Annotated in this window: 18 protein-coding genes; all 18 read left to right on the top strand. The window is 49.1% G+C overall.

The genetic code is table 11. The features are described 5' to 3' along the window. The first annotated feature begins 3 nt into the window (after positions 1-3). The 18 genes from ACZ44I_RS02860 to modA all read left to right on the top strand — a co-directional run bounded on the left by ACZ44I_RS02860 (position 4) and on the right by modA (position 19371). The gene (locus ACZ44I_RS02860; RefSeq protein WP_464548939.1) at positions 4-1713 is read left to right on the top strand and encodes a formylmethanofuran dehydrogenase subunit A; all 1710 of its coding nucleotides are present in this window, start codon (positions 4-6) and stop codon (positions 1711-1713) included. Positions 1714-1725: 12 nt separating this feature from the next. Continuing rightward, a complete protein-coding gene (locus ACZ44I_RS02855) occupies positions 1726-2526 on the top strand; it encodes a formylmethanofuran dehydrogenase subunit C (protein WP_464548941.1) in 801 nt (266 codons plus the stop codon). Between the two features lie 446 nt (positions 2527-2972). Next, a complete protein-coding gene (locus tag ACZ44I_RS02850; protein ID WP_464548943.1) occupies positions 2973-3254 on the top strand; it encodes a 4Fe-4S binding protein in 282 nt (93 codons plus the stop codon). Positions 3255-3286: 32 nt separating this feature from the next. Next, a complete protein-coding gene (locus ACZ44I_RS02845; protein ID WP_464551663.1) occupies positions 3287-4462 on the top strand; it encodes a 4Fe-4S binding protein in 1176 nt (391 codons plus the stop codon). A gap of 9 nt (positions 4463-4471) precedes the next feature. Beyond that, positions 4472-5053, top strand: a complete 582-nt coding sequence (gene hdrC, locus ACZ44I_RS02840; protein ID WP_464548927.1) for a CoB--CoM heterodisulfide reductase subunit C — start codon at positions 4472-4474, stop codon at positions 5051-5053. Then, positions 5053-5970 (top strand): CoB--CoM heterodisulfide reductase subunit B, encoded by a 918-nt coding sequence (hdrB, locus tag ACZ44I_RS02835; protein WP_464548929.1) that lies wholly within the window; start codon positions 5053-5055, stop codon positions 5968-5970. Before hdrC ends, hdrB begins: the two co-directional genes overlap by 1 nt. An 8-nt stretch (positions 5971-5978) precedes the next feature. Continuing rightward, the gene (locus ACZ44I_RS02830) at positions 5979-8000 is read left to right on the top strand and encodes a 4Fe-4S dicluster domain-containing protein (RefSeq protein ID WP_464548931.1); all 2022 of its coding nucleotides are present in this window, start codon (positions 5979-5981) and stop codon (positions 7998-8000) included. Then, a complete protein-coding gene (locus ACZ44I_RS02825; protein ID WP_464548933.1) occupies positions 8001-8423 on the top strand; it encodes a hydrogenase iron-sulfur subunit in 423 nt (140 codons plus the stop codon). Between the two features lie 14 nt (positions 8424-8437). Beyond that, entirely contained in the window at positions 8438-8851 is a 414-nt protein-coding gene (locus tag ACZ44I_RS02820) for a molybdopterin dinucleotide binding domain-containing protein (RefSeq protein ID WP_464548945.1), read from the top strand. A gap of 2 nt (positions 8852-8853) precedes the next feature. After that, positions 8854-10227, top strand: coding sequence for a formylmethanofuran dehydrogenase subunit B (locus ACZ44I_RS02815; protein WP_464548947.1), 1374 nt, complete (start codon positions 8854-8856; stop codon positions 10225-10227). 2 nt (positions 10228-10229) lie between these two features. Further along, positions 10230-11936: a formylmethanofuran dehydrogenase subunit A gene (locus ACZ44I_RS02810; RefSeq protein ID WP_464548949.1), complete on the top strand. Its 1707-nt coding sequence runs from the start codon at positions 10230-10232 to the stop codon at positions 11934-11936. Positions 11937-11944: 8 nt separating this feature from the next. Further along, positions 11945-12748 (top strand): formylmethanofuran dehydrogenase subunit C, encoded by an 804-nt coding sequence (locus ACZ44I_RS02805; RefSeq protein WP_300328390.1) that lies wholly within the window; start codon positions 11945-11947, stop codon positions 12746-12748. Between the two features lie 78 nt (positions 12749-12826). Beyond that, positions 12827-13573, top strand: coding sequence for a SagB/ThcOx family dehydrogenase (locus tag ACZ44I_RS02800; protein ID WP_464548951.1), 747 nt, complete (start codon positions 12827-12829; stop codon positions 13571-13573). A 23-nt stretch (positions 13574-13596) separates the two neighbouring features. Continuing rightward, positions 13597-14952 carry a hypothetical protein gene (locus tag ACZ44I_RS02795; protein WP_464548953.1) on the top strand — a complete coding sequence of 452 codons (1356 nt, stop codon included), beginning with the start codon at positions 13597-13599 and terminating at the stop codon, positions 14950-14952. A 22-nt stretch (positions 14953-14974) separates the two neighbouring features. Beyond that, complete coding sequence (locus ACZ44I_RS02790; RefSeq protein WP_464548955.1) at positions 14975-15859, top strand: 4Fe-4S binding protein; 885 nt, start codon at positions 14975-14977, stop codon at positions 15857-15859. A 24-nt stretch (positions 15860-15883) separates the two neighbouring features. Further along, on the top strand, positions 15884-16420 hold the full coding sequence (tsaA, locus tag ACZ44I_RS02785) for a tRNA (N6-threonylcarbamoyladenosine(37)-N6)-methyltransferase TrmO (protein WP_464548957.1): 537 nt from the start codon (positions 15884-15886) through the stop codon (positions 16418-16420). Positions 16421-16485: 65 nt separating this feature from the next. Next, positions 16486-18288 carry a formylmethanofuran dehydrogenase subunit B gene (locus ACZ44I_RS02780; RefSeq protein ID WP_464548959.1) on the top strand — a complete coding sequence of 601 codons (1803 nt, stop codon included), beginning with the start codon at positions 16486-16488 and terminating at the stop codon, positions 18286-18288. Between the two features lie 237 nt (positions 18289-18525). Then, entirely contained in the window at positions 18526-19371 is an 846-nt protein-coding gene (modA, locus tag ACZ44I_RS02775) for a molybdate ABC transporter substrate-binding protein (RefSeq protein ID WP_464548961.1), read from the top strand. Positions 19372-19379: the final 8 nt, after the last annotated feature.

Raw genomic sequence — 19379 nt, 5'->3', positions numbered from 1 at the left:
ACAATGGCAGAATACCTTATCAAAAACGGTTTTGTCTTCGACCCGGTCCAGGGAATCAACGGAGATAAGAAAGATATCGCCATCAAAGACGGAAAAATTGTCGAGAGTGTCGGCGCTTCAGCAAAGGTGATCGATGCTGCCGGGAAGACCGTGATGGCTGGCGGCGTGGATATCCATGCCCATGTTGCCGGACCGAAGGTGAATATCGGCCGGAACTTCCGTCCTGAAGATAAGAGACAGGCAACCTACGAACCCGGCAAGGGCATCAAGCGGATGTCCGGCGGGTTCTCGGTACCGACCGTCTTCAAGACAGGCTACAAATATGCAGATATGGGGTATACCACCGTCATGGAAGCGGCGATGCCCCCGTTCTATGCAAAACATGTCCATGAAGAGATGCGGGATACCCCGATCATTGACCAGGGTGCCTACCCGGTGTTTGGGAACAACTGGTTTGTCCTCGAATACCTCAAAAATGGCGAAGCTGAGAACACTGCGGCATATATCGCATGGCTGCTTCGGATGACGAAGGGTTTTGCGATAAAATGCGTCAACCCCGGCGGTACCGAAGCCTGGGGCTGGGGTCTGAACTGTACAAGTGTCCATGACCCGGTACCCTACTTTGATATCACCCCTGCTGAGATTGTGAAAGGGTTAATCGATGCAAACGAATACCTCAGGCTCCCGCACAGCATGCATGTGCACGGCAACAATCTCGGCAACCCCGGAAACTACGAGACCACCCTTGATACCCTGAAACTTGCTGAAGGTATCCCGGCGAAGAACGACTTTGGTCGTGAACAGGTGCTCCACCACACCCATATCCAGTTCCATTCGTATGGCGGTACCACCTGGGGCGATTTCGAGTCAAAAGCAAAAGAAATCGCCGATTACGTCAACTCTCAGAAGAACATCACCTGTGATATCGGGTTTGTGACGCTGGATGAGACGACGACGATGACTGCTGACGGTCCGTTTGAACACCATCTCTGTGAGCTGAACCACCTGAAATGGGCAAACACAGATGTCGAGCTCGAGACGGGCTCCGGTGTTGTGCCGTATGTCTACAGCCCCGATGTCTTTGTCTGCGGTATCCAGTGGGCGATCGGTCTTGAGATCGCGCTCCTTGCAAAGGATTCCATGCGGTTCCACATGACGACCGATCATCCGAATGCAGGTCCCTTCACCCGGTATCCCCGCGTGATGAAATGGCTGATGAGCGCAAAGGCCCGTGACGAGGTGTTTGCGGGGATGAAGAACGAGGACAAGGTCCGTGACAGAACCGGCCTGAGCACGATGGATCGCGAACTCTCGCTCTATGAGATCGCGATGATGACCCGTGCAGGAACGGCAAAGGCACTGGGCCTCTCCCATATGTATGGTTCACTGACACCCGGACTCTGCGGCGATGTCGCCATCTACGATTACAACCCCGAGACAGCATCTGATCCCGAAGCAATCGAGACGGCATTTAGCAATGCTGCGTTCCTCTTCAAGCAGGGCGAGCTGATCATCAATGACGGCGAGATCGTCTCCAACGGCAACAAGAGAACACTCTGGGTGGATGTGAAGACGAATGAGAACACGCAGGTCGAGCGCGATATCGCCCTGAAGTTCAACAAGTTCTACACAGTCTCCCAGAAGAACTACGAGGTCTATGCACACCACTATGTGCCAAACCCGTACGTATTCGAGATCGATGCAACACAGTGAGGTGGGTGAAGAATGGATACTGTAACATTAACCATCAAAGAACAGCCCCCGCTGTATCTTGAGGCTGAGGTCTTCAACCCCGATGCACTTGCGGGCAGGAAGGCCGATGATATCGCTGCACTTCCCCTTGCAATGGGAAACACAACCTGCAAGGTCGGAGACTACTTTACTGTCACCGGAAGCGGTGGAGCAACCGCAGCAGAGACGAAAGTCGTTGTGAACGGAGATCTTACCAAGGTGAAGTACATCGGCGCACACATGAGTGCCGGTGAAGTTGTCATCAACGGCAATGCCGACATGTATGTCGGTGCCTGGATGATCGGCGGAAAGATCACTGCAAAAGGCAATATCGGCCACTTTGCCGCAACCGCCATGAAGGGCGGAGAGATTATCGTCGAAGGCGATGCAGGCAACTACCTCGCCGCCGCATATCGTGGTGACTGGAGGGGGATGCAGGGCGGACGGATTCACGTCAAAGGCAATGCAGGATCCGACATCGGTTATTACATGATGGGCGGAGAGATCGTCATCGACGGCAATGTCGATGTCCATGTCATGACCCATGCAGATGGCGGAAAGACTGTCATCAAAGGCAATGCCAAGAGCCGCCTTGGCGGACAGATGGTTCGGGGAGAGATCTATCTCTTCGGATCCGTCGATGTCATGATGCCGGGCTTCAACTATGTCGGTGATGTCGAGCTTGAGGTTGAGGGAGTCACAGCAACGTTCGCGGAGTACATCGGCGACACTGGCGAACGGCACCCAAAGTCCAAGGGCAAGATGATCTACGGCAAGATCTATATCAAGAAATAAATAATTACACCCAATTTTTTTACTTTTCCACGATAAAATCACTCATTTTGGGGATTATAATCACTGCCCTCTTTGTCCACACAATTCGCGAGAACTGGAGGACATCGATATTTATGAAACAATAAAAATTTAAATTCGGCAAAAAGCCCATTAAATTAATTTAATCAATCCTTTTACAGAATAGTGACGGTACATTTTATCAAATATTAATAATTAACCATACAGTCATATGAAATAATAACTTTACACCATTAACATTTTTGGATTCAGGCTTAATACAGCCATCATTTAACCAATATTAACCTCCAAATAGAGATTTTGAGTTCAAATTAGTTAATTAGATATAGTTAACTTATATTCTAAATTGATCACGAAGATTTATCTGTATTATCCCACAACATGATCAGTAATCGATTAAAATCGATAGAAAGGCTGGTGCTGATAGCATGGCGTTTGCAATGCATATCAATTTGGAGCGTTGTACTGGTTGTAACAATTGTGTTGTTGCATGCCCGGTAAACGCATTGGAGCTGTACACAGTTGATCCTGTCACCAACGACAAGATCTACAGTGTCCGGGACGGAAAGGCGATTGTTCTTGACGTCAATAACGAGCTCTGCGCCGGATGCGGCGTGTGCGTTGAGGCATGTCCTTACGATGTCATTCGACTGGTAGGACCGTGGGAGACGAACCGGGCACCTGTTGAGGGTGTCGGAGCTCACCACTAAATGGAGGAGAAGAGAGGGATTCATCAATGGCTATGAGCAATTTGTTTCCAAAATTCTCCAGGACAAGAGAAGGTGTCAGGGTCGTAATGGAGCAGAGACTCCTGAAACAGACCAACCACCTGATCTTAGACAGCGAAACCTGCACGGGATGCGGCATATGTGTCGATGCCTGTCCGGAAGAGGCAATCTCTCTGGGACTGGTCGGCGCCGTTCGCAGAGGAGTAGTTTCAACCGTCGATGATGCACCAGTTAGCATCGAGGCGGAGAAATGCTCGTACTGTGGCGTATGCGTCATTATGTGCCCGTTCAATGCGCTGAGCCTGGAGATAGACGGCGAAGAGAAACTCCCGATTCTTGAGAAGGAAGGGTTCCCAGAGTACGATATGGTCACAACGATCGATGACGAGAAATGTGTCCGATGTACTATCTGTGACGAGGTCTGTCCACGAGAAGCGATCGACCGCGATGTTCCATTATTTGAAGGAGCAGACGACGAAGGGCTTCTTCGGCAGAATGCACTCACTGCAAAGACCGAGTTTGTGGTTGATGACGAGAAGTGCAACTACTGTGGCATCTGTGGTGCACTCTGTCCCGCAATCGATGTCAAGCACAAACCCTTCACGGCAGAAACCGGAACCGTGGATGGCGAGGTTGTCTGGGATGAAGATCTCTGCGACGCCTGCAAGGTCTGTGTCGAGGCATGTCCGGAAGAGGCAATCACCGTCGAAAGGACAGTCGAGTCAAAGAAACTGCCCGGTAAGGTTGCAATTGTCCAAGAGGACTGTTGTACCTGTACCTGGTGTTCACAGAACTGTCCGGAAGAGGCGATCACTGTCGAGAAGATCTTCGAGGGAGATATCACCTTCAATGCAGAGAAATGCCCATCCGGGTGTTCAACCTGTGTCGAGGTCTGCCCCTGTAATGCGATTTATCTGCCGACACCCAGGCCCGCAAAGGATCTGAAACGCGAACTTGAACCCGTCATTGCAGTGAACAAGGATTTCTGCATGTTCTGTGGCGCCTGTGTCAATGCCTGTCCCGGCGAGGATATTATTATACTGAGGCGGACCGGCATCCGGGTCAAAGGAAAAGAGACCGACCTGTTCAACAAGATCAAAGCGAAGCTTCTGACTCCACGGACATCACAGGTGCGTGAAGATGCAGATAAGGCCGGAGAAGTCCAGCTGAAGGCATTGGAGACGGCGTGAGGTTTCATTATGGCAAAAGCAAAGGGTTACTCCGATGAAAACCTGTCTGTCCGTCTGGCAGACCGGTATTACCGCACAGAAGATGCATCACCTGATTTTCTCAAGAATGTCGAGAAGATAGGGATGACAATTGCACACATGTGCTACCAGTGTGGCACCTGTACAGGGTCATGCCCCTCGGCACCGAGAAGCTCATACCGGATCAGGAAGTTTGTCCGGCGGGCAGTGCTCGGGCTCGAGAACGATTCGCTCACCGACCCGGACCTCTGGCTCTGCACAACCTGTTATTCGTGCACCGACCGGTGTCCACGGGATATCGCACCGACCGATATTATCATGGCAATGAGAAATCTGGCATTCAAACGCGAGATTGTGCCACGGAACTTCTTAAACACCGTCCAGTTCATATACAAGACAGGACATGGTGTCCCCAATAACGATGTGAACCGTGCAGCACGTGTCAGACTCGGACTTGAAGCCGAGCCGGAGACCACAGCAAAATATGCTGAGTTTATACCGGGTATCCAGAAGATTCTCGACCACTACGGCCTGAAAGATAAAGCAGATGAAATTCTGGCGGAGGGTCAGTAATGTCAGGAAAGACACACCAATACGCATTTTTCCTCGGGTGTATCGCACCGAACCGGTATCCCGGTATCGAGTCCGCAGCCATTAAAACCAGCAGAAATCTCGGGATCGAACTCCTCCCACTGAAGGGCGCATCATGCTGTCCTGCACCGGGAGCATTCGGCTCGATCGATCTCAAAGTATGGTACGCAATGGCTGCACGCAACCTTGTCCTTGCAGAGCAGATGAATACCGATATCGCACTCATCTGCAATGGATGTTACAAGTCAATCTGGGAAGTAAACCACAAACTCAAACACCATGACGAACTCCGCGATGACGTCAACGAGGTCTTGAAAGAGATCGACATGGAGTTCAAGGGAACGATCAATGTCCGCCACCTTGCCGAGATCTATTATGATGAGAAGATCTGTGGCGTGGCAAAGCTCGCAGACAGTATCACAACACCACTCAAAGGAGTGAAGATTGCCGTCCATTATGGATGCCACCTGCTCAAGCCACGCAAAGAGCGTGAGTTTGAAGCGGAAGGTGTCGGCGATACCGAGAACCCGATGTGGATGGAGGAGCTTGTTGCTGCACTGGGTGCAGAACCGGTGCAGTACCGGAACAAGATGCAGTGCTGTGGTGCCGGTGGCGGTGTGCGTGGATATGATATTGCACATGCACTTGACATCACAAACGAGAAGCTGATCAACATGAACGAGGCGGGAGCCGACGCAATAACCGAGGTCTGCCCGTTCTGCCAGCTTCAGTTTGACCGTGGTCAGATCGAGATCAAAGAGAAGTTCGGTGTTGAATGGAAAATTCCTGTTCTCCACTACAACGAACTGCTCGGCCTTGCACAGGGGATGAGCCCGCAGGATCTTGCACTTGATCTCCATGGGATCTCCTGTGAACCTTTCCTGAACAAACTCCAGTGAGGTGTACTATGGTTGATGAAACAAAATCACAAAAACCAAGAGTCGGTGTGTATATCTGCCACTGTGGTACCAACATCGCTGGTTCCATTGATATCAAGGAACTGCAGGATTTTGCACAGACGATTCCAAATGTCGTTTTGGCAGACGAATACCAGTACATGTGTTCGACACCCGGCCAGAAGAAGATCGAAGATGCGATCAAAGAACATGATCTCACCGGGATTGTCGTTGCGGCATGTTCACCACGGCTGCACGAACCGACGTTCCGTACCGCGACAAAAGAGGGTGGACTGAACCCGTTCAGGTTCGAGATGGCAAACATCCGCGAACAGAACTCGTGGGTACATATGCATGACCGCCAGGGAGCAACGGATAAGGCAAAGGATGCGATCAGGATGGCAGTTGCCAAGGCATCGCTCCTTGAAGACCTGTTCCCAAAGTCGGTACCGGTCGAGCATTCCGCAATGGTTGTCGGCGCAGGTGTCGGTGGTATCCAGGCAGCACTCGATCTTGCAAGCTCGGGGATCAAGACCTATCTCATCGAGAAGGCACCCACAATCGGCGGCAGGATGTCACAACTCGACAAGACGTTCCCGACACTCGACTGTTCACAGTGTATCCTGACACCCAAGATGGTGGATGTCGGCAGGCACCCAAACATCGAGCTGATGACGTATACCGAGGTCGAGAAGGTCGAGGGATACATCGGCAACTTCGATATCACACTCAGGAAGAAAGCACGAGGTGTCCTCACACCGGCCGAGGCTGAGGCACGCGGGATCGTCGGTGGAGGATGCAACGGATGCGGAGACTGTGATGCGGTCTGTCCCGTTATCAAGCCGAATCCGTTCGAGATGGGGATGGCACCCAGAAAGGCGATCTATATCTACCACCCGCAGGTTGTACCGCTTATCTACACGATAGATTTCGATTCATGTGTGAAATGCGAACTCTGTGTTGATATCTGCGGCGAGAAGAAGGCGATCGATCTCGAACAGGAAGACGAGTTTGTCACCGTCAAGGTCGGTACCGCTGTGCTTGCAGTCGGATACGAACTCTTCCCGATCGAGAAGAAGACCGAGTGGGGATACAAACGGTATGATAACGTCATCACTTCACTCGAATTCGAGCGGCTCATCTGTGCGTCCGGACCAACCGGCGGCAAGGTGATACGGCCGAGCGATGGAGAGACACCAAAGAAGATCGGGTTTGTCCTCTGTGCAGGGTCACGTGACAACACCGGGATCGGCAAGCCATATTGCAGCAGGTTCTGCTGTATGTATTCGCTGAAACATGCACATCAGCTGCATGAGAAGATTCCCGGATCACAGTCGTATCTCTTCTACATGGATATCCGATCGTTTGGAAAGATGTACGAGGAGTTCTATTACCGTATCCAGGATGAGGGAGCGAAGTTCATCCGGGGACGTGTGGCCAAGATTGAAGAGGATCCAATCACGAAGAACCCACATGTTCTCACTGAAGACACGCTGCTTGGCCAGCCGGTCGATATCGAACTCGATATGGTTGTACTGGCATCTGCGGTCCAGCCAACGGAAGAGACAAACCATGTACGCCACCTCTTCGGTGTGTCACAGTCCATGGACGGATGGCTCCTCGAGGCTCACCCGAAGCTGAACCCCTGTGGAACAACCACAGCAGGCGTATTCCTCGCAGGGGTCTGCCAGGGACCAAAGGATATCCCCGATACCGTGGCACAGGCAGAAGGAGCAGCAGCAGCAGCATCGATTCCGATTCATGTCGGAGAGGTCGAGCTCGAACCATACTTTGCCATGTGTATTGAAGAGAAGTGTGCAGGATGCGGGATGTGTGTGAACCTCTGCCCATATGCGGCACTTGATCTCGTCGAGAAGAACGGACGAACCGTGATGCAGGTCACAGAAGCGAAATGTAAAGGATGCGGGACCTGCGGAGGGTTCTGCCCGGGTGGTGCTATCTGGATGCAGCATTTTGCTACACCACAGATTGTTGCACAGATTGATGCGTTCCTCCTTGGAGGTGAGCAGTAAATGACTGATGAATGGAAACCAAAGATTCTCGGCATCATCTGCAACTGGTGTTCCTATGCAGGAGCAGACCTCGCAGGAAGTGCAAGGACACAATACCCACCCGATATCAGGACGATAAGGGTCATGTGTACCGGGCGTGTCGATACCCTCTTCATCATGAAGGCGTTTGCAAACGGTGCAGATGGTGTGCTCGTTTCAGGATGCCACTTCGGTGACTGCCACTACCTTGAAGGGAACTTCAAGGCGGCAAAGAGGATGTTCCTCATAAAGAGTGTCCTCAAGAACATGGGTATCGAAGACAAAAGGTTCAGAATGACATTTGTCTCGGCATCTGAGGGTGCAAAGTGGGCAAAGGTCGTAGAAGATGTCGTCAGGACAGTAACAGAACTCGGGCCAAGCCCGCTGAAGGAGTTTCGGCAGTAGAGGGAGGGTGAAATATGACGAAAAAGATCGTGCTGAATATGATCACACAGCGATCCATTGAAGAGGGAGTGGCCATGGAAAAAGGGAAGACCACTCCAGAATATTTCAAGGCCTGTTCGATTGTTGAGATGAATCCTGAGGATATGAAGAAACTCGGCATATGGAAAAATACCAATGTCCTTGTGAAGAGCGAGGTGGGGGAAGTCATTGTGACGGCAATTGAACCGACGCAGTTCTGCCCTCCCGGACTTGCACATATCCGACAGGGAGTATGGGCAAATCAGGTAGTACCCCCCCGAACCCAGTCAACCGGAACACCACAGTACAGTGGTTTTCCGGTGACAATCGAACCCGCAATTAATGAAAAAGTGAAGACGGCTCTCGAACTTGTTCAGGGGGCTGTCGGGCTCTGGAAAGGAGGTAATTAACTATGCCAAAATGGATCACCCAGGTCGGATGCCCTTATTGTGGGGCATCCTGTGATGACCTAGAAGTTCTTGTCTCTGATGACGGAAAGAGAGTCCTTGAAACCCGAAATGCGTGTGCAATTGGAAATGAAATCTTCCACCATGCCCAAAGCCCCAGCCGTCCGAAGCTGCCCAGAATGAGGCAGCCTGATGGCAGTATGAAGGAAGTTTCATATGATGAAGCCATCGATTATACCGCAAAGACACTGCTCGCCGCGAAGAAGCCCCTTATTTACGGCTTTGGATCGACAAACTGCGAGGGTATGAGTGCAGTTGCGCGTGTTGCAGAAAAAGGAGGGGCGGTCCTTGACAACTGTGCCTCGATCTGCCATGGACCTTCGTTCCTTGCCATCTTTGACAACGGCTACCCAAGCTGTACCCTTGGAGAAGTAAAGAACAGGGCTGATGTGGTCGTATTCTGGGGCTGCAATCCGATGCATGCCCACCCGCGCCACACCTCCAGATATTCAATCTTCCCAAGAGGAACCTTTACTGCCAAAGGCCAGATGACCCGGACTATTATCAGCGTGGATCCAAGGGAGACTGAGACGGCCAAACTGGCTGACCACCATCTGATGGTGAAGCAGGGGCAGGATTATGACCTCTTTGATGCATTCAGGACCGTAATCCGCGGACATGACATCCCTGATGAAGTTGCCGGAATCCCAAAGAAAAGAATTGTGGATGCGGCTAAAGTCATGAAGAACGCCCGTTTCGTCATGATCTTCTTCGGGATGGGATGTACCCATACTGATGGGAGGAATCATAATGTCGATATTGCAATCAGCCTGACCCGTGACCTGAATGCCCATACAAAGGCCTCGATTATGGCAATGCGTGGACATTACAACATTGCAGGACCCGGCCAGGTATGGTCATGGCAGTTTGGCTTCCCATATTGTATCGATCTCTCCAAGGGAACCCATGCACACATGAATCCGGGTGAGACAAGTTCCATTGATCTTGCAATGAGAGGCGAGGTTGACTGCTTTGTGAATGTCGGAACAGATGCAGGGGCACATTTCCCGATTCGAGCCGTCGAGCAGCTGAAGAAGCATCCGTTTATCACCGTCGATCCAAACATCTGCATGGCAAGTGAGATCTCTGATCTTCATATCCCTGTCCGGGTTGTCGGGGTAGAAGAGCCAGGAGTTGTCTACCGGATGGATAACGTTCCAATCCAGTTCAAGAAGGTCGTTGACGGACCCGAGGGAGTTCCAAGCGATGAAGAACTGTTCGACAGAGTCTATGAACGGATGTGCGAACTCACCGAGACCGAACCAATCTGGCTCCTTGCAAAAGATCATGCGAAGGCAGCAACCAATGCGGAGCAGTAAATATGGCGGAAATACTGATCAAAAATGGATTTGTAATTGATCCGACCCGCAACATCAATGGAGATGTAACAGATATCGCCATTAAGGATGGTCAGATTGTTGAGAGTGTTGGATCAAATGCAAAGGTCATTGATGCCAGTGGAAAGGTGGTAATGGCCGGTGGCGTGGATATCCACGCCCATGTTGCAGGACCAAAAGTGAATGTCGGCCGCCTGATGAGGCCTGAGGATAAACTCTTCAAGAGCCCTCATGCCCAGAAAAACTACCGTATGGAGAGTGGTTTTTCGATTCCAAGCACCTTTAAAACCGGGTATGACTATGCGAGGATGGGATATGCCTTCGTTATGGAGGCTGCAATGCCCCCGCTCCATTCACCTCACGTGCATGAGGAAATTCATGATACGCCAATTATCGATCAGGCAGCACTTCCGGTCTTTGCAAACAACTGGTTTGTGTTTGAATATCTGAGAAACGGCGAGATCGAGAATACCGCAGCCTATATTGCATGGCTTCTCAAGGCGACAAAAGGGTATGGAATAAAAGTCGTCAACCCCGGCGGCACAGCAGCATGGGCCTGGGGATTAAACTGCCTGACTCTTAACGATCCGGTACCGTACTTTGATATCACTCCGGCTGAGATCATCACCGGCCTGATGAAGACAAACGAGTATCTTGGATTGCCACATTCGATGCATATACACCAGAACGATCTTGGAAATCCCGGTAACTACGAGATTACCCTGGAGTCACTCCGTCTTGCAGAAGGGGTTGCGGCAAAGAATAACTTTGGACGCGACACTGTTATGCATTCCACCCACATCCAGTTCCATTCATATGGTGGAGACTCCTGGGGGACTTTCGAGTCGAAAGCCCGGGAAGTCATGGATTATGTCAACAAGCAGAAGAATATCAGCATTGATCTTGGCTGTGTGACACTTGATGAAACCACAACCATGACCGCCGACGGACCATTTGAGCACCACATCACCAACTTAAACCATCTGAAATGGGCAAATACCGATGTGGAGGTTGAGACTGCCGCCGGAGTTGTTCCCTATGTCTATGACAAGAACATCAAAGTAAGTGGCATCCAGTGGGCAATCGGCCTTGAGATGGGCTTGTATGCCGCTGATCCAATGCGGACATTCATCACCACTGATCATCCAAATGCTGGTCCCTTCACCCGTTATCCACGGATCATCAAATGGCTGATGAGCAAGCAGGCCAGGGAAGAGACCCTCGAATCATTCAAGTATACCGACAAGGTAATTGATGCAACAAATATCCATTCCATAGACAGGGAACTCTCACTCTTTGAGATTGCCCAGATGACAAGAGCCGGCCCTGCGAAGGCACTTGGTCTCTCCAGTATGTTCGGCGGGCTTGGTGTGGGAATGGATGCCAATGTTGGTATCTTTGACCTGAATGTTAAGGACATGCCATCTGATCCGGAAGCAATCGAGAACGCTTTTGCCCGGGCATGCTGGTTCATCAAATCCGGAGAGATTATTGTGAAGGATGGCGATATCGTCAGCCATGGCAACAAGAGAACGATCTGGGTGAAGCCGAATGTTGCAGAGAATCCGCAGGTCATACGGGATATTCAGGATAAATTCCTGAAGGACTATACCGTTGGATCTGACACGTACCAGGTACGGGATTATCTGGCTCCAAACCCCTACGTGATAGAATTTGATGTGGAGGCCTGAGGTGCATTATGGCTCAGATTACATTAAAACCAACGAAAGTGCCTGAACTCTATCTTGAGTGCTATAATATCACCCCTGATGCGTTCGCTGGAAAGTCGCTGAAGCAGATTGCAGATCTGGATGCACATGAGGGAAAAACAAAAGTAACACTTGGTGATTACTTTGAGATCGCCGGGCAGTCCGGAAACACGGCTGAAGAGACGGCTATACTCATTGATGGAGATTGTTCCAGAATTAAGTATATCGGCAACAAAATGACTGCCGGATCCATCACTGTAAAGGGAAACGCCGATATGTATGTCGGCGGATGGATGAAAGGTGGAAAGATCCATGTTATGGGGAATGTTGACTCATTCTGCGGCATTGCAATGGAAGGAGGAGAGATCGTTGTCGAAGGCAACGCCCAGAACCATGTCGGGTGCGCATATCGTGGCGACTGGCGCGGCATGAGGGGAGGAACAATCCGAATCAGGGGAAGCGCTGGAAATGACATCGGGACATTTATGCTCGGGGGAACCATCATCATCGAGAAAGATGCCTTCATCCATGTTTCAACCCACGCAGAAGGTGGAACAGTTGTCATCAAAGGCAATGTCCAGGGGCGTGTAGGAGGGCAGATGGTAAAAGGAGACATTTATGTCCTTGGATCTGTCCAGTACATGCTCCCGGGATTCAAAAAAGTGGGTTCTGTCGAGCAGAAGATAGATGGAACTGAGGCAACCTTCACCCATTATATAGGCGATCTCGGAGAACGCCATCCGAAATCCAAGGGAAAGGAAGTGTATGCAAATCTCTATGTTCAGGAAGCTTGAACATACACTTTTTTTAACAAAATCCGAGGGTTTCCCCCTCAATACAGTAAAACAAATCAACCAGCAATCAGGTGATCTATGACCAATCCCGGGAAAGAATTCATGGAAAATACCAGCTATCCGGACTTCTCAACATTTGATATGATATTGAGAGTTCCAGAGCCGCGAAAGGAAAATTCCATTCCAGAAGATGCAAAGATAATAAAACTGCCAAGTCCAAAACGGATCAAATTCCCGGAGGTTTCTGCACGGGATGCACTTGAATATTGGGAGCCTGTCGAGTTCTTCTCACGATCGTCCATGAACCTGAAGGAACTCTCCTACCTGCTCTGGTGTATGCAGGGAGTTAAAACTGTTCAGGACAGGGAGACAATAATAAGAAATGTACCCTCATCCGGGAGACGGTACCCGATAAATACCTATTTTGTTGCCGGGGAAATTGAGGGGATTCCAACAGGCCTGTACCAGTATATACCTTCAAAACATCAGATTGTATTACTCAGAGAGGATTCTGACCTCCCATTTGCCATGGGTACTGCCAGCATGAATTTCAAGATGATCACCCGTGCTCCGGTGACCTTCATCTGGACAGCAGTTCCCTACCGATCAGTATGGGCACTTGGTAACAGAGGATACCGGAATGTCCTGATTGAAGCAGGACACGTCTGCCAGGCCCTGATTATGGCATCTGCAAGTATCGATTATAAAGTCCATCCAATCGATCTCTTCCACGATCAAATGGTTACACAGCTGATAGGTAATGATCCAAATTCAGAATGGCCACTTTATATAGCTGCAGTCGGAAAGACGGTTCCTGAATATTAGGATTTAGCAAAGACAGACCGATCATGATCAGCGGAACAAGCGATACAAATATTTCTGAAATTCAAGGCATAGCTTCCAATACGAGGGAAAATGAGAAGTTCCAGCTGGATCTACGACTTGGTATCCCGCATGCCAAGCTGCCTGGAGCACTCGAATGGTGGGGTGGAGATTCCGGATTATGCAGGAGATCGGATCAACATCCCTATCTTGTCGGAGCTGTTATCTCAGGAGATGAATGGTGCAGTCTGAAAGATATCATGATCGCTGTTTCATATGCATGCCAGAGATCCGGACAGATTCAGGTATCGGCATTTGAAACTCCTGTTGTTTCCGGAGAGGATAGTGTTTCCTTCTATCTTTTCCACCCAAATCCAGGCTTACGTTCGTTTTTCTATTATCTCTCCCGGACAATACCGATAAGTCTCGGAGGGAATACATTTGCGGATGCAATGGTATCAGGAATCCCTGCAACTATGACAACCATCCCGCCATTAGTGCCTGAAAATGACGTGAGAGTAGCAATTCGCCTGAATAAAAGGGTAAAAAACAGAATAGCAGAAAGCAGAAAGAAATCCGGAGATGCACGTACTCTCTATCCCCATGATCTTCCTCGCAAGCCCGTCCGGATTGACATTCTGAGGATGGTTCTGCGGAGGGACAGGAAAACTGTTGCTGAATACGATCTGCCACTTGATCGCTGGCTCACACCTCTTCAGGCTGTTCAACGAAAAAACGCACGCAGAACCCTCCGGGAATATAGAATTCAAAGGGGATATCAGATAACAAGGCCGCATAAACGGGATGATGGAGAGATCTTCACGATCAGTGATCTCCACCTTGGTCATGAAAACAGCATTCCCCGCTATAAGCGACCGTTTTTACAGAGTGATCCCGGAGAGATGAATCGTATTCTCATCCGGAACTGGAACTGGACCGTAAAAAAGACCGACAGAGTACTATTCCTTGGAGATCTTGCCTATAAGAGTCTGAACCCGGCCGAATATTATCTTGACCAGCTGAATGGAAGGATAAGCTTTCTTGAAGGAAACCACGATCCCTACCGGCCATTTATGTCTCATTGCCTTCTTATGCAATACCGGGAGATCCCATATCTTTTTATTCACGATCCAGAGGAGCTCATCAGGCCGTTTGATGGATGGGTGATTCATGGTCATGTACATAACAAGGATCTTACCCGGTATCCTTTCTTCAATCCAAAAACAAAAACAATCAACGTGAGCGCTGAAATGATTGGCTATCGCCCAATCCCGATGAGTGAGATCGATGATCTCGTAAAGACAATGGATGAAACCATGACATTCCGTGAGCTTATGCCGGTTCATACACTATCTCCCCTCAATCCCAAAGAACAACTCTGATACAACAACACACGAGGTAACCATGTCAGTCAGACCTGAGATCGAAAACAAACTTGAAAAAAGTGGAGGAGTTATATCCGAGCTGAATAAAGAATGCCGGATAGTTCGTCTCCGAATACCAGGGGGAATCATTTCCCCTGATCAGCTGGTAGCAGTAGGAAAAGCCGCTAAAAAAATTGGTATTGATACTGTTCACCTGACGATACGCCAGACAATAGAAATACCCCACGTCCCATCTGATAAAATCCCCGGACTTCTCAGGGATCTTGAGAAACAAGAGGTGTTCCTAGGGGCAGAATATGAAGAGGTTGTGAATATTACTGCCTGTCCGGGGACTGACAGATGCCGTTTTTCCATCATTGATACACGAAATATCCTATTCCAGCTTGATAAAAATCATCATGGGCGGGATATGCCAATCAGGGTTCGTATCGCCATCTCTTCATGCCCAAACGGCTGCACAAGCGAACGGGCAAGTGAGATCGGCATCACCGGTCTTCGCACTCCGATTCGGAACGAGGGATTATGCACGGGATGCGGGACATGTGCACATACCTGCAAAGAGAAAGCGATTATAATGGTCAATGGTTCTCTGCACCTGGACGAATCACTCTGTGTGAACTGTGGAATGTGCATTGACTCCTGCCCGTTCCACATCATCAAAGGCCACCCCCCCCGGTATATGATCACAGTGGGAGGACGGCGGGGACGCCATATGGTGCAGGGAAGGGAGCTTATTGTGGTGGATTCGGAAGAAAAGGCTGTAGCTGTTGTGGAACGGGTTATTGACTGGATATACAGATTTGCCTATAGCGGAAAGATTCTTACAAATCAGATGGATGCCATGAAATTTACAGATTTTCAAAACCGGATACAGCGAGATTTTCCATCATTCACAACAGAATGAACAACACACAAAAGAGGTGTACATATGAACAACAACCAACAAATCAGAGACAGAGAGGTTATCTATCGCCCAATCGGTGTTGTCAGAACAGAGTTCACCGAACAGGAACAAACACCAATCCAGGGAATTTTTAATAATGCCATTGGAACGATTGAACTCTTACCGGAGTTTGAAGAGGGGCTGACTGAGATCGAATCGTTCAGCCACCTCATTCTCCTGTACCATTTTGACAGGGCAGATGGATATTCCCTCTTACAGCGGCCCTTTCTCGACAATGAACATGCACGAGGCATCTTTGCAATCCGGCATTTCAAGCGGCCAAATCCAATTGGAATCTCAATAGTCCGACTGCTTGAAGTCAAAGGAAATATACTGCGGATACAGGGCGTTGATATCCTTGATGGGACACCCCTCCTTGATATCAAGCCGTATGTCCACCAGTTTGATAACCGTGAAGAGGTATCAAGCGGATGGGTCGATAGCCAGCATCTGGATGAGATTTCTGACTGGAACTGCACTCCAAAAGAGCTGAGGAATCGCAAGCGAACGAATATCGGCTGATACTCTACTGACACTCTCCTTTTTCATTATATGCGATGAAGAGGGGGCATTTTCGAGGGAAAAACATGAAAATGATGATGAACAGTGGGAGAACGATCAAACAGGGGGAACAACTGTATTATAAAGAGAGTTCTGAATACTCCAAGCAGACATCACTCTGCTTCATACACCCGGCTGATCTCTTCGATATGGGGATTGAAGATGGAGATAATGTCGAGATAGAGACAGTCACTGGAAAAACCGTTTTTAAAACTGTTGCATCTCCGGATGTTGCCCCAGGGGAGGTTTTTCTCCCATGTGGTCCATATGCAAATTTTATCCTGCCCCCGGGTACACACTCGGTCGGCGCCCCCGATTTTAAAACACTCATGGTGGAGATCCGGCCAACATCAAAAGAACTGGTATCCGCATGGGATCTGCTTGAGGAGGAGGGGGGAATCAGATATGACCAGCCTTCGAGTGGATGTCCAACCATCTCTCCTGAAGGCACAACAACAGTACAGGACGTTACATGCCCTCTTTGCGGGTGCCTCTGCGACGATATTAAACTGACACTTCAGAACAACCGCGTTGTGGCTTGTCAAAATGCCTGTTCTGTTGGAAATGCCAAATTCTTAGCTCAAAATCGCCTCATGAAACCAATCAAAAAGGTTGGAGACGCATGGGAAGAGACCAGCTATGAGGAGGCGATACAATACACAGCAGACGTTCTCAGGAATGCAAAACGGCCTTTGCTCTTTGGATGGAGTGGAACACACAGTGAGGCGCAATGTGCGGGCATCAAAATTGCAGAATGTATCGGAGGCATCATCGATAACTGTTCTTCTGAATGCCATGGCCCTTCAATAATGGCGATCCAGGAGGTTGGGCATCCCGGATGTACGCTTGGTCAGGTGCGTCACCGTGCTGATGTTGTCGTCTATTGGGGTGCCAATCCACTTGCAGCCCATCCACGGCATTTAAGCCGATATTCAACCTTTTCTGACAGCCACTTTCTGGAAAATGCCAGTTGTGACAGAACAATAATCGTCGTCGATGTGAGGGAGTCCGAAACTGCAAAGGTTGCCGATGAATTCATCCAGATAAAATCCGGTGGTGACTATGCAGTATTTTCTGCCCTCAGGGCCATTATCCTTGGGAAAGAGGGCGTTCTTCCTGACAGCGTTGCCGGGGTTCCAAAAGATACATTAATCAACCTCGCCCGGACATTACTCAACGCAAAATTCGGAGCATTTTTCACCGGTATCGGACTAACTCAATCCAGGGGAAAATATAAAAATGTCAGAAACGCAATCGAACTCATTGATGAACTAAACCGGCACACAAAATATACTCTCACCCCGATGCGTGGCCACTGGAATGTCAATGGAACCAATCAGACTTTTACTTTCCTGACCGGGTATCCGTATGCTGTTGATTTTGCCCGGGGAGTCACCTATTTTAATCCCGGTGAAACCTCTGCCATTGATCTGCTCGCAAGGAAAGAGGTTGATGCATGTGTGATCATCGGAAGCGATCCGGGTGCCCATTTCCCACGAGCCTGTAATGAACACCTTGCAACAATCCCAACAATTGTTATCGACCCCTTCCCGATAATGAGTACAGCTGTTGCCACCCTTCACATACCGGTTGCGATGACAGGAGTTGATGCGGAGGGAATTGCATACCGGATGGATACTGTACCGCTCATGGTCAAAAAGGTGATGGACTCCATCCAACCCGATGATGCTGAATTACTCAGACGGATCCTAAAAGCAATACAGGAGGAAAATGCACAACAAACAGCTACTCAAGCTTCAGAGATCGATGCCCAATCCACAGTCATACCGGTTGATGATGGCCGCCGCCCCCACCTGTCGGAATCATGAAATACTCATTTTTCTGCATATGATCGGCTCTGGTATGCGAACATGCACAAACCGGATCTGATGAAAAAAATAACCACATTCATTTAACCCATTCATTCACCCCATCCAATCAACAACAAACACTATACAAATCCAATGGAAACCATCGGATTTTGTGTAAACAACGTTCACTTAATATAAATAAATATTTAATTCATTTAAGAAAATTTATTACAACTAAATTGATACATATGGATTATGTTAAAAATAATGAACAAAAACACCTGCCTCCTTATACTCATTCTTCTGGCAGCATCCCTCATCATTGCCGGATGTACCGGAATACAGGGAGAAGAGAAGCCAGTTGAAACTGGAGCACAGGGAGAATTGATTGTATATACAGCAGCATCACTGACCGGAGTATCAAAAGATCTCGGCAGTGAATTTGAGAGCAGGTATCCCGGTACAAAGATCACGTTTAATCTCGCAGGAACCCAGACCATTAAAAACCAGATCCAAATGGGAGCTTACGCCGATGTCTTCATGTCAGCTTCAACCCGCTATACAAATGAGTTAATGGGTGGAGGATACCTGGTAAATGATACCGTCAAAAAATTTACTTCTAATTATATCGTCATCATTGTTCCGTCAGGAAATCCAGGGAATATACAATCGTACACTGATCTCACAAGGCCAGGACTAAAGATTGCCATGGGAACCGAAGAGGTGCCGGTAGGTATCAATACCCGTATTGTTCTCGATAAGCTGTCCGCTTCACCTGATACTCCTGATGGATGGAAAGACGCTGTATTTCAGAATGTTGTCACCTACGAGACAACCGAGCCGGGTGTTGTAACCAAGGTCAGCCTCGGTGAGGTGGATGCAGGATTTGTGTACGAATCATCGTTCAGTGCAGCAAAAACCGGCAGTCTTGAACTCATTCCGATCCCCGGGGAATACAATGCACTCCAGATTTATACCCTTGGTATTCTGACAGACAGCACAAATAAAAAGACAGGTGAGATGTTCATTGAGTTTATCCTCTCAGATGAGGGGCAGAAGATCCTGAAAGATTATGGCTTTACATCAATCTCCACCACCTGATTTTTGAT

The sequence above is a fragment of the Methanocalculus pumilus genome, from assembly GCF_055382585.1.
This window is presented reverse-complemented; position numbering and strand designations above follow the sequence as displayed.